12 protein-coding genes are annotated in these 11,841 nt (G+C 61.2%); 5 read left to right on the forward strand and 7 right to left on the reverse strand.

Going from position 1 to position 11,841, the window contains the following annotated elements; all coding sequences use genetic code 11:
• Positions 1–26: 26 nt before the first annotated feature.
• Genes WC026_RS09615 through WC026_RS09630 form a run of 4 tightly spaced genes read right to left on the reverse strand, consistent with a single transcriptional unit; the run spans position 27 to position 3,739 of the window.
• The gene (locus tag WC026_RS09615; RefSeq protein WP_372710684.1) at positions 27–1,292 is read right to left on the reverse strand and encodes a cytochrome P450; all 1,266 of its coding nucleotides are present in this window, start codon (positions 1,290–1,292) and stop codon (positions 27–29) included.
• Complete coding sequence (locus WC026_RS09620) at positions 1,289–2,188, reverse strand: U32 family peptidase (RefSeq protein WP_372710685.1); 900 nt, start codon at positions 2,186–2,188, stop codon at positions 1,289–1,291. Before WC026_RS09620 ends, WC026_RS09615 begins: the two co-directional genes overlap by 4 nt.
• 4 nt (positions 2,189–2,192) lie before the next feature.
• The gene (locus tag WC026_RS09625; protein WP_372710687.1) at positions 2,193–3,194 is read right to left on the reverse strand and encodes a peptidase U32 family protein; all 1,002 of its coding nucleotides are present in this window, start codon (positions 3,192–3,194) and stop codon (positions 2,193–2,195) included.
• Positions 3,191–3,739: an SCP2 domain-containing protein gene (locus WC026_RS09630; RefSeq protein WP_372710689.1), complete on the reverse strand. Its 549-nt coding sequence runs from the start codon at positions 3,737–3,739 to the stop codon at positions 3,191–3,193. The genes WC026_RS09625 and WC026_RS09630 overlap by 4 nt, the downstream gene beginning before the upstream one ends.
• 132 nt (positions 3,740–3,871) lie before the next feature.
• Between WC026_RS09630 and WC026_RS09635 the strand changes: the two genes are divergently transcribed.
• Positions 3,872–5,371, forward strand: coding sequence for a UbiD family decarboxylase (locus tag WC026_RS09635; protein WP_372710724.1), 1,500 nt, complete (start codon positions 3,872–3,874; stop codon positions 5,369–5,371).
• Positions 5,368–5,940, forward strand: coding sequence for a UbiX family flavin prenyltransferase (locus tag WC026_RS09640; RefSeq protein WP_372710690.1), 573 nt, complete (start codon positions 5,368–5,370; stop codon positions 5,938–5,940). The genes WC026_RS09635 and WC026_RS09640 overlap by 4 nt, the downstream gene beginning before the upstream one ends.
• 17 nt (positions 5,941–5,957) lie before the next feature.
• Here the strand turns inward: WC026_RS09640 and WC026_RS09645 are convergent, their stop codons facing one another.
• Genes WC026_RS09645 through WC026_RS09655 form a run of 3 tightly spaced genes read right to left on the reverse strand, consistent with a single transcriptional unit; the run spans position 5,958 to position 9,554 of the window.
• Positions 5,958–6,209, reverse strand: coding sequence for an acyl carrier protein (locus WC026_RS09645; RefSeq protein ID WP_372710692.1), 252 nt, complete (start codon positions 6,207–6,209; stop codon positions 5,958–5,960).
• Between the two features lies 1 nt (position 6,210).
• Complete coding sequence (locus WC026_RS09650; protein ID WP_372710694.1) at positions 6,211–8,412, reverse strand: HAD-IIIC family phosphatase; 2,202 nt, start codon at positions 8,410–8,412, stop codon at positions 6,211–6,213.
• 8 nt (positions 8,413–8,420) lie between these two features.
• Positions 8,421–9,554, reverse strand: a complete 1,134-nt coding sequence (locus tag WC026_RS09655; RefSeq protein ID WP_372710696.1) for an SDR family oxidoreductase — start codon at positions 9,552–9,554, stop codon at positions 8,421–8,423.
• Between the two features lie 287 nt (positions 9,555–9,841).
• Here WC026_RS09655 and WC026_RS09660 point away from each other — a divergent pair, with 287 nt between their 5' ends.
• Genes WC026_RS09660 through WC026_RS09670 form a run of 3 tightly spaced genes read left to right on the forward strand, consistent with a single transcriptional unit; the run spans position 9,842 to position 11,831 of the window.
• Entirely contained in the window at positions 9,842–10,123 is a 282-nt protein-coding gene (locus WC026_RS09660; RefSeq protein WP_372710697.1) for an acyl carrier protein, read from the forward strand.
• 12 nt (positions 10,124–10,135) lie between these two features.
• Positions 10,136–10,606 carry a 3-hydroxyacyl-ACP dehydratase FabZ family protein gene (locus WC026_RS09665; RefSeq protein ID WP_372710699.1) on the forward strand — a complete coding sequence of 157 codons (471 nt, stop codon included), beginning with the start codon at positions 10,136–10,138 and terminating at the stop codon, positions 10,604–10,606.
• A gap of 1 nt (position 10,607) precedes the next feature.
• Entirely contained in the window at positions 10,608–11,831 is a 1,224-nt protein-coding gene (locus WC026_RS09670; RefSeq protein ID WP_372710700.1) for a beta-ketoacyl-ACP synthase, read from the forward strand.
• Positions 11,832–11,841: the final 10 nt, after the last annotated feature.

Below are 11,841 nucleotides of genomic sequence, written 5' to 3' on the forward strand. Positions count from 1 at the left end.
CACCCCAATCCAGCATGAAAGTGAAGTCACGATATCCGCATAGGCAGCGTCGCAAAGCCCCCGGCCGGATAAACCGCGAGCGTCGGCGGCCGGCCGGGAACGAACGCCATCGTCTGAGTTGCTTTAAGCAGCTCCTCCATGATGACGCGCAGTTCCAGCCGCGAAAGACCTGCGCCCGGGCAGACATGGATGCCGCGGCCGTAAAGAAGGTTCTGTTCCGGATCGCGATCGAGGCGAAGTTCGTCCGAGTCGTCAAAGACAGCCTCGTCGCGATTTGCCGACGCCCACATCAGCGTAATGCGCTCGCCGGCTGCAATCTTGCGGCCGTCGATCTCGACCGGCTTATGCGCCACGCGCCGGTTGGAGATGAGCGGCGCATGGAGTCGCAAGATCTCATCAATCGCTGCCGGAAGCTGATGCAAATTCTCGCGAAGCTGCTTCTGGATCTGCGGGCGTTCCGCGAGATAGTGAGCCAAAATACCGACGCACGCCGTGATGGTGCCAAGTTCGCCGACAGTCCAGTTGCGCAGGATGCTCACGATCTCCTCATGGTTCAATGGTCTCCCATCGATCCTCTCCCGGATGAGATCCGTGGTGATGTCGTCCGGCGCAGCCGACCCCGCCCTGCGCCGCGCTTCGAGCAATTCTGTGATGTAGCCGTCAAACTCGAGCGCAACGGCCGCCATCGCTTCGACATCGCGGGCAAGCGTCGCTTCGTGATTCTTGCGCACCCACTGAAGCAACGGATCGTGAAGCTCGCCCGGCCAGCCGAGGAATGCACACTGAATGCGAACCGCGAAGAGGCGCGCGAGATCAACGGCCAAGTCGATCTCCGCATTGCGTTCCAGGCGCGACACGAGATCCGCTGAAATCGCCCGGCACTGCGGTTCGAAAGCGTCGACGCGCGCGGGCTCGAAGTGCCGATCAATCAATTGTCTGTATGCAGCATGCTGCGGCGGGTCCATGCCGCTCGGAACCGAGAGATGACGGGACACCACGCTGCTGAACGTCTCATGGTCATCCAGTACACGCACCACATCCTCGTGCCGGAAGAGCGACCAGCCGAGATAGTCACTGTAGGCGACCGGGCAGCGGCGCCGCATCGCATCATAGGCCTTGATCTGGTTCGAGAGCACAACGTCGGATCGCGGATTCCAATCCTGCTCTCGTTTGGTCAACTCCGTCTTCACCGTGATCTCCTGAAAACATTCCGTTGGTACGATGGCGGTGGGCGGCTTGATTTCGCTTTCCTCGACCCGTTCGCATGTTGACGGGCCTGCATCATCTTTCATGGCGTTGCGACCGCTTCTGCTCCCGCGCGCCCGCGCGCATATCCATCAACGAGCGCACCCGGCAAATCGAGATCCGACAGCAGGCTCAGAGCCCGCTCCGTCTCCTCATCGGCATCCAGGACCGATCTATAAATTCGCGCCACGCGAACCATGTCACAGGTGTGCGGTGAAAGGCGGAGCCGGCCGATGCCGAGAGAGAGAAGTTCGCCCGGCGGCCGCATCACAGCTTGCACTTGCGCCGACATCGTCTGCACGCCGTTGATGGCGAGAAAGGACTGATCATCGAGCGTATCGACGACGAGACCGTCAGGGTCTTGCTCGCAGGTGAATTGGCAGGAATCCTTGTGCAACCCGTGCAGCCGCGCATGATAGCATCGACCTGAGAGCGCCAAGGGCAAACGGCCGAAAGCAAAGACTTCGAAGTCCACCTCCGCGCACGTCCGCGCGATAGCCGCGATATGCGCGAGCGAGAGTTCGACCGGCGGACAGATGGTCCGCGCGCCGCGCTGAATGAGAAACTGCGCCGTCGCGCCATTGTACACGTTGATGAATGGACCAGCGACGAACGGCTGGCCCGTTCGCACAGGCAACGCTGTCACATCATTGATCTCGACCAGGCGGCTGTCGCCGCAGAGATCTGCGATCGATCGGCGCTCGCGCACCGTCATGGGCGTTGCAAGCGTCGAGAGCACGACCTCTTTCCCCGCCTGCTCCAGGCGTTCGATCACGTCCGGCCAGACCGGATCGGAAAACGGCATGCGCTTGCCGCAAACGACCTCGCCGAGATGAACCCGGTCGACGGGCGCCTCATCGGCGATGCGAAAATAGAAATCCTTGAGCTGCTCGGCTGGCCAATGAAAAAACACTGGTCCAAGTGTCAGTGAGATGGGCGGCATCGCGTCATCTCCATGTCTTGCGGTAGGCGCCGGTCGTCTGCCGTCCGCCCTCCGACATGCTGGCCAGGATGCTATCGATTTCCGTCGGCGTGCCTCCTTTTTCCACGGCATCGACGGCCTTGCGAAAAGCCCGCACGACTTCGCTGACGTAACCCTTGCCCCGCTGCCGCCCTTCGATCTTCAAGGCTTTGACGCCCGCGTCGCGGAAGGCCACGATCATGCTGCCGGCATTCAGACTGACAGGATCTTCAAACAGGTATCCCGTCTTGCCGCTCGCCTTGAACCGCCCCTTACAGAGTGTCGGATACCCCGTCGGCTGACCGGCTTCGTAGCGATCGATGGTGAAGCCCGAAAGCTGCGCCGTCGTTCCGTTAGAGTCCTCGAGATAGTTGACCGCCTCGGGCGGCGAGCACACGCCGTTGAGGTTCGGCGATTTGCCCGTCACATAGGACGACAGATGGCAGCGGCCTTCCACCATCACGCATAGTCCGCCGAATACGAACGCTTCCGTCTCCACGGCGATGGCGCGATTGAGTGCCGCGATTTCCTGGACGGAAAGCACGCGCGGCAGGACAACGCGGCGCACACCAAAGGCATCGGCATAGAAGCCGATCGCTTCCGGGGTTGCCGCGGCGGCCTGCACGGAAAGATGCAGGCGCGTGCCCGGATGGTTGCTTGACATGTGATCGAGCACCGCGATATCGGCGGCGATGACGGCATCGGCTCCGCTCGCAACCGCGATGTCCGCCGCCTTGCGCCACGGCTCGGTATTCTCGGCGCGCGCGAACGTGTTGATCGCGACCAGAACCTTGCTGCCATGATCGTGCGCGAAGCGAATGCCTTCCGCCATTTCCTGGGCCGAAAAGTTGAGACCGGGAAAATTTCGAGCGTTCGTCTCGTCGCGGAACCCGCAATAGATGGCGTCCGCACCCGCTTGCACGGCCGCGCGCAGCGTCGCCGGCGTTCCCGCCGGACAGACGAGCTCCATACGGCCGCGCTCGCTCATGCCCGCTCCCTTTGGCGCTGCGCCGCGCTTGCAGCCGCGCTCCGCGCGACGTCAAAGCCGCTGAGAATGGCGCTGTTGGCGATGCTCGCCGCCGTTCCCTTGAGGCCAAGCAGATCTGATGGCTGCAACTCCGCGTCCTCTATCGCGTTACGCAGCGCGACGATTGCCTCCGTCCGCCCCGTGATTGAAATCGTGCGATGAAAGAACAGCGCGTCGCCATCGAACGTGCCGTCGAGGATGCCGAGCAGCGCCATGATCGGCCCGCGCAAAACAACATCGGCGATTTCCGGCTCGCGTCCGTTGGTAATCTGCACCGACGCGGATACGCCGTTTGGAATGACATCAAATGAAAAAGGCAGATCCGTCGGATCGATTAGATAGCGAGCATTGCAATACGCACCGAGCCGCTCGAAGATCTCGGGGCGACGGCGCGCGAACGACCTGAGCGAGAGCGTCAGCACCGGACCGAGTGGCAGTCCGACGGCCGCAGGCAGAAGCCGCCGCACAAATGCGGGCAAGCTCATTTCGTCGGCATTCTGCCCCATCGACAACAGTCTCCATCGCAAGACGACACCATAGGCGTTGCCTACCGATTAACCTTTGTTCCAGAGCAAAGAATGCGGAGCGCGCACTGCTACGGAAAAACGCGAGAGCTTCGTCTCGAAAGCGGAACGTTCATGCATCAACGTCGTCTTCCACCATTTCAGAGCCTCGCTTCGTTCCTGTCGTTCATCAGTGAGCAGAACGAAATTCGCAGCATAACTGCGCCTATTTCCATGCATCTCGAAGTGACTGAGCTGCATCGCAAGGTGATTGAAAGAGGTGGCCCCGCGCTTCGACTGGAGCACGCGCTGAACGCGCAGGGCAAGACTGCAGCGCTTCCCGTCATCACCAATCTCTTCGGGACGCGCCAACGAGTCGCGTGGGGACTTGGCATAGATCAAGAGGAACTGACGTCCCTCGGCGAATTGCTGGCGTGGATGCAGTCTCCGAAGCCGCCACGTGACTTACGTCAAGCGTGGTCGCTTCTCCCTGCCGCGCGCAACGCTCTGCACGCACGTCCGAAAGCAACGTCAGCACCGCGCGAGTGGCACCAAGCCGAACCTGATTTATCGCAATTGCCGGTTCAGACCTGCTGGCCGGACGATGCCGGTCCGCTCATCACCTGGGGAGTCGTGATCACGCGTCCGCCGGGCGACGACAATTTCGAGCATTACAATCTCGGCGTCTACCGGATGCAGGTCCTGGATCGCGACACCGCCATCATGCGCTGGCTGCCAATGCGCGGCGGAGCCAAGCATCATCGTCAATGGCAAGCACTGGGTCAGGACTGCCCCGCCGCCGTCGTGATTGGAGCCGACCCCGCGGTTCTCCTTGCCGCGGTGATGCCTGCACCCGAAACCATTTCGGAGCTGGCGTTAGCCGGAGTCCTGAATAGCCAGAGAGTCGATATGGCGCCGTGCGCGTATATTCCGCTACACGCCCCTACGAGCGCCGAAATTCTGCTCGAGGGGACGGTTTCCGCATCGAAAACCGCTCTAGAAGGGCCATTCGGAGATCACACGGGATACTACAACGCGCCGGAGCACTATCCCGTTTTCACGCTGAAAGGGATGCGCATCCGCGAGCGCGCGAGCTATCTCACGACGTTCACCGGACGCGCGCCCGACGAACCCGCCGTTCTCGGCGACACGCTTCTCGACGTTTTCAAGCCGCTGCTTCGGCAATTGATCCCCGAAATTCTCGATATCTGGCTTCCACCCGAAGCCTGCTCTTACAGAATGGCGGTCATTTCCATCGCCAAGCGATACCCTGGGCAGGCGCGCCGCGTGATGCTCGGATTCTGGTCGCTACTGCCTCAGTTCTCGATGACCAAGATGCTGATCGTCGTCGATGACGACATCGATATCCGCTCGTGGAGCGACGTGATGTGGGCGCTGGCGACGCGCATGGACCCGGGGCGCGATCTCCTGACGATCGATCGCACGCCCATCGATCCTCTCGACTTCGCCTCTCCACTCGACGGGTTGGGCGGCAAGGCGGGCTTCGACGCAACACGCAAGATCGGCGCCGAGACAACGCGCGACTGGGGCCGCACGATCCAGCCGGACCGGGACATCGAGCGGCGGATCAGCGAGCGATGGCAGGAATTCTTTCCGGAGAAAATACCGACATGAGTAAACGGCTAATCGTCGGCGTCACCGGCGCTTCCGGTACGTCCCTCGCGCTCGAAACGCTGCGACAGCTGTCTCGCGCCGGCGTCGAGACGCACCTCGTCGTGTCGGAAGGCGCTGGCGTGACTGTCGCCCACGAGCTCGGGTCATCCGGCTTGAGCGATCTGATCAACGCTGCGAGCCATGTGCACGATCCGCGCAATCTCGCGGCCCCGATCGCGAGCGGATCATTCAGAACCGACGGCATGATCGTCGTGCCGTGCTCGATGCGCAGCCTCGCCGCCATGGCGCACGGCTTCGGCGACAATCTTCTCACCAGGGCCGCCGACGTCGTGCTGAAGGAGAAGCGTCGGCTCGTCGTCGTCCCACGCGAAGCGCCGCTCCACGAAGGACATCTCGAGGCAATGCTGCGATTGGCGCGTCTCGGCGCCGTCATCGCGCCACCCGTGCCGCCCTTCTATACGAAACGCGACACGATGCAGGGCATGATTGAGGAGATCGCGGCGCGTCTCATCGGCTGGGCAGGCGTCGACCCCGGACCGGAAATGACTCGCTGGGGAGAACACTCCTGACCGCAATCGGCATCACGTCAAACGCCATGCCGCCGCAAGACGTTCTCGATGTCGCCGACGCTGCGTATCTCCATCATCTCATCCATCGACAAACGGATCGAGTACGTCATCTCCAGCGTTCTGATGAGTGCGATATGCTGCAGCGAGTCCCACGTTGCGATGTCGTCGGCCGAAGTCTCCGCCGTCAACGGCTCGGTGTACTGGAATATATCGGCAAAGATCGCCGCGAGATCGGGATACGATAACGCCGTCGGGGCAAGAGCATCCATATTACGCCTCCCAATCCAAAGTAACGAACTGCGATCGCGGCGGCTCCATGGCGCCAATGTCGAAGACCCAGCTCGTTCGTTCCCCGTCACCGCCGGCTGGCTGCCAGCCGCATGACGCGTAAAAGTCTTTGACCATCGCATTCTTCCTTGTTGCAATATAGTCGCCGCTGACGCGCGTGACGCCGCGACGCTTTAGGTCATCGATCAGCGCTCCGAGAAACGCGCGCTCGACCTCGCGTCCGATGACGCGACAGCTCATCAGCAGCGATTGAACCGCCGCTTCGCTGCCGTCGATCGCCACCGTCGCCGCTATGACAAGCCCATGATCGCCAAACTTGTCGCGAACCCGCCCCACGAGAGCGAGGCCTTGAGCTTCGGATTGTATCAGCGCGGAAATGTCCGCTTCCGTGGAACGCAGCGTCGTCAGGTTGAACTGGTTTGTCCTCTCATGCATCTGCACGACGCGCGGCAAAGTCGCCGTGTTCACGTGACTGACTGCCAGATGCTGTTCGAGCCCCTTGAGATAATCCTCGAAGTTCGCCGCGCTTGCCTTCGCGCTCTCCGCTTCACGCCGCGTCGCATAGAGCACCGCCCTCGCTTCGTCCTCGGCAGTGAGGCGCAGCGGCCAGGTGCAGGTCAGCCGCCGAAGCCAAAGCGGCCGTTCCGCCGGATCGGCAGGCATCTCGGGAACCGAGACTTCGGGGCAAAGCCGACGCATCGCCTCGCGTTCATGCGGGCTGTCGTCGAGAAAGACGAAGCTGTCGAGTCCAAGATTGAGTTCAGCAGCAATCTTTCGGATGTTCTCGGGCTTCGGTTCCCAATTGATCGCCGTGGCGGCAAAATCATCAGCCTGCAAAAGCATTCCGGCATGGCGTTGAAACGCCGTGATCGCGTCCGGATTGTTCTTGCTGAGCGCAACAAGAAGCATCCCCTGTTGCCGCAAACGAAGACATTCGGCTTGCAGAGCCCGGAACGCGTTGCCGGGAAAATCTTCGCCACACGCCAACGCCTCGACACCGTCGTCGCCGTAGACGCCGCCCCAAAGCGTGTTATCGAAATCGACCGCCAGAACTTTCGCTGGCCCGCGCTTCAGCAGGCCCCACGCCTCCGCGAAGGAGCTTGCCAGCAAACGCACGGCATCGGCGGAATAGGCGATCCGTCCATAGTACCAGAGCTTGGCGTCCGATTGATCGCGAACGGCAAGCGACGCAAGCGCCTGATCCGCATCGATGACGATGATCTGCTTCGATTGCTCCGCCGCCTCGAGAATATGCCGGTTGATGAGATCGACCGCGCGCCTCGCCCCCAACGCATGGCTGCGATCGAGAAATCCGGCCGCAGGAGCAGCAGGAACAGGGATCGTATTGATCAACAGCGGCGCTTGCGAATGCGCCGTGAACTCGCGCAACGCGGCCGCAAGATGGTTGACGCGTTCCGCGAGCAGGTCGGACGCATCCGACGCCGACCGCCGCCAATCCTGCGGCGCGAACCCGTCGAGATCGAGAAGCACGACATGCGCATCCGCACCCTCCGGCGGACGCATGAGGTTGGCAAGCAGGGTGCCGAAATCGGCTTGCGTAACGTCGGCACGCCACCCGATCGCGGCAAACGCCGGTTTGAACTCGTCCGCCAGCGTTTGCGTCGTCGACGTCCCAATAAGCCGCAGACGAACCTCCGGCAAATGATCGACATGCGCGGTTACAGCCTTGCCCGCGCGCTTCAGAATGACCGGCGCACGGTGCCGTTGCGCCAGCGCGAGGCGAACGGCCTCCTCCTCCCAGCCAAGCGCAGCGAACTTTTGAACCAGCACCGTCGCCACATCGGCCTCGAGCTGATCATCGGCGCATAGAGCCGGCAGCATGCCGGACAACTCTCCTCGTTTCTGAGATGCGCTCGCGCCGTTGATGCGGTTCAACGCAACAAGCCCAGGACTTAGAGTCCTCTCGAGATCCTCGGGCAGAGCGTGTCCGGCCACAAGCAGCAGCTTCGAAAGCCACCTAGGTACGGTCAGCCGCGACTGCGCCAGCGTCGACAGCAGCAACGCAACCTTGGCCGGCGAGACCGCCGCCCAATCGATCGCAGGCAGGATCACGCGCCGCCGCAAGCAATCGGGCGCCGCCGCTATCGCTTCGTCGACAATCGTCTCAATCCCGGTGCGTTCGACCGGCACCGACGAAGCGGTCGCGCTCGAAGACATGTTCATCTTTTCCTTCAAATCATATGCTCGCCGCCGGTAACGAGCATGTTCTCACCGGTGATGAAGCCTGCATATGGAGATGCGAGCATCAGCGCCGCACCGGCAACATCCTCGGGCGTCGAAAGCCTGCGCAGCGGCGTGCGCGATACCGTCATCTGACGCATGCGTTCCGGAATATTGGAGACGAGATCGGTATCGACCAGCGACGGCGAAATCGAATTGACCGTGATGCCGTAAGGACCGAGTTCCTGCGCGAGATTCTTGCTCATCGCCAGGAGAGCGCTTTTGGCCGCCACGTAGGGCAGCCAGTTGTAAGCCGTTCGCCCGAGAGCCGCGGCTGACGCAATCGTCACGACGCGGCCTTTGCTTTTCTTTAACGCCGGAAGCGCGGCCTTCGTCACGCGGAAGACACTCCCGACGACGAGTTCATAAGCCTGCGCGACATCCGACCAGTCGAGATTTGCGAACGTCGACGAATGAATCTTGGGGCCGGCGTTGTTAATGAGAATGTCGAGACCGCCCGCGGCAACGATCGCGTCCATGAGCCGCGCGACATCCTCATCATTCGTGACATCGGCGCGGATCGGCCGGCAAAATCCGCCGAACCCGGAGATCTCGTTAGCCAAACTTTGTGCGGCCGATTCACTCCGCTGATAATTGATCCAGACATTGGCGCCGTGCTGCGCGAACAACCGCGCCGTGGCGCGTCCGATGCCGCGCGACGCTCCGGTCACCAAGGCGGTCTTGCCCGCAAGAAGACCGGACGGCGCGACTTGTGGCTGAGACTCTTTTCTATTTGCTTCAGCAAGCCGCAAGACTTTGACCTGCGCCTTGCCGCGCAGAACGCACTCGCGATCGCCGCGCAAAATCTCGGTTCGCAGCGTAACGAGACGCGTTTCTTGATCGATCGCCTCGATCGTGCCGCGCGCTTCGACGGTATCGCCGATAAAGACTGGCCGCGTAAACTCGATGCTTTGCGAAACGTAAAGAGCCCCGCGTCCCGGAATCTTCATGCCGACAAGAGTTGAAAGAAGGCTCGCGTTCAGAAAGCCGTGAACGACGCGCTCCGAAAATTCCGTACGCGCCGCGAATTCATCATCGACATGCAAGGCATTGTAATCGCCGGACAGCCTTGCGAATGCCGCCACGTCCTCGGCCGTAATGGTGCGGCTGAGGCTTTCCGTCTGACCGACTTTGAGTTCACTGAGGCGATCTGGCTGCAGCGGGGTGATCCTTATCGAGGTGCGAGACTACGGCGCAGCGATAACCAGAAAATTCGCCTCGTCATTTGACTTTCGTCAAACGGCACTCTGACAGCCGTTGCTAGAAGCCGATGCAGTGCGCAGGTGAAAAAATTGGCGCGCTGTTGGCAGCGCACAATTCCGGCCTCAAGGCCCGCGCGGTGCTGCATGAACCCGATCCAGGAGAATGCCTGATGGCGTCCACGTTCGAAACCGTAGCCGGCATTATTTCGTCGGCTAGCGATATCCCGCTCGAGCGAATCACCCCCGACAGCCACGTCATGAAAGACCTCGACGTCGATAGTCTATCGTTTCTCGATATAACGTTCGAGATCGACCAGAAGTTCGGAATCCAGCTGCCGGTGGAAGAGTGGTTAGCCGCTGTTAACGAAGGCAAGGCGAACGGCGCCGACTACTTCGTTCTTCGCAATCTCTGCACGCAGATCGATGGTTTGCGCGCCCCGGCAACCGTCTGAGGCGATCAGTAAGTGCGTCTTGAATATTTTCAGATGCTCGACGAGATCGTCGAAGCAGCAACTGCCGAACGTCGAGCGTTGATCGCCAGAGCTTTTGTTCCTGAGCACAGCCCGGTTTTCGAAGGTCACTTCCCCGGCCACCCGATTATGCCTGGCGTCTTGATGCTTGAGACGATGGCCCAAGCCTCCGGTTATCTTTTACTCACGCTGAACGGCTTCTCGCGCATGATTTTCTTTGCGAACGCCAAGGAAGCGAATTTCAGATCCTTCGTGCAGCCCGGCGCCACGCTCGAAGTGAAGGCCGAGATCATCCACGAGGGCTCCGGCTACGCAGTGACGCAGGCCACCCTCAGCCAGGACGGCAAGCGCGTCGCCGACGCCAAACTCACGATGCGCAGCGTGCCCTTCACGTCGCCGGCCCTGCAGGCACATGTGTTGAACGAAGGCCGGCGGCTTGGTCTCGCTGCCACGGAGACCGGGTGACATGCCGAGCGAGGGCGCACGCGAGCAGGTCTGGATTACCGGCATCGGCCTGATCAGCTCGCTTGGCGTCGGAATAGACGAGCATTGGGCTAAATTGCACGGGGGCGCGCACCCCGAGCCCGTCGTCGATTCCGTCCGCTTCGCCCCCTATCCCGTGCATCCGATGCCGGAGATCGACATCTCGCAACAGATTCCGCGCACCAGTGACCAGCGGCAGATGGATCGCTGGCAGAAATTTGGTGTCTATGCCGCAGGGCTCGCGCTACAAGACGCAGGCATCGCCGGCAACGACAGCCTCCTCGACAAAACCGATCTTTGCATCGCCGCCGGAAACGGCGAGCGTGATCTCGCGCTTGATACCCGCATCCTCGCGACAGCCGGTGCGGGCGAGGACGCCGCGTCTCGTCTCAACACCGACCTGATGACGGGTCTGCGGCCGACGCTCTATCTCGGGCAGCTTTCGAACCTGCTCGCGGGCAATATCTCAATCATCCATAAGGCAACGGGTTCCTCGCGCACGTTCAAGGGCGAGGAGATGGCAGGCGTTTCGGCGATCAAGAACGCCGTCGATCGCATCGAAGCCGGACAAGGTGATCTCTTTCTCGTCGGCGGCGCACTCAACGCCGAACGCGAAGATTTTCTGCTGGGCTGCGAACTGACCGGCAGTCTCTATCACGGCCCCTACAAATCGGTTTGGAATCGGAAAGACGAAAGCGGCGGCTTCATTCCCGGAAGCGTCGGCATATTCCTCGTGCTGGAAGCCAGCAGCCATGCCAAAGCGCGCGGCGCAATGCCATATGCACAAATAGTGGGCATCGCATCGGATCGCTCACACCGCGCGCCCGGCGATGCAGCGGCAGCCGCAAGCAGACTTCTCAAAACGCTGCCTCTCGATACGAGCCAGCGCGAACTTTTTGTCCTGAGCGGCGCAACCGGCACCGATGAGACAAAGGCAGAGGAGCTGCAATTCCTTTCGCAATTGAAGAACACGGGAATTGAACCTGTCATCCGAGCCTGGGGAAGCATTTTTGGTCATACGCTCGAAGCGCATTTTCTCGTCGGCATAACGCTCGCGGCCTTGGCGCTTTCCAAAAGCGAATTCTATTCGCCATTCGACGAGACCGGCATCGAGCAGACGCGCAAGACTTGGGCCGATCAGATTCTCGTCACCACGTTTGGCCATTGGCGGGGCGAGGGATTGGGCCTCGTTCAGTCGGTTTGGTGAGGGCAAAACG

Source organism: Hyphomicrobium sp. (genome assembly GCF_041674905.1).
Classification (GTDB): Bacteria; Pseudomonadota; Alphaproteobacteria; order Rhizobiales; family Hyphomicrobiaceae; genus Hyphomicrobium_B.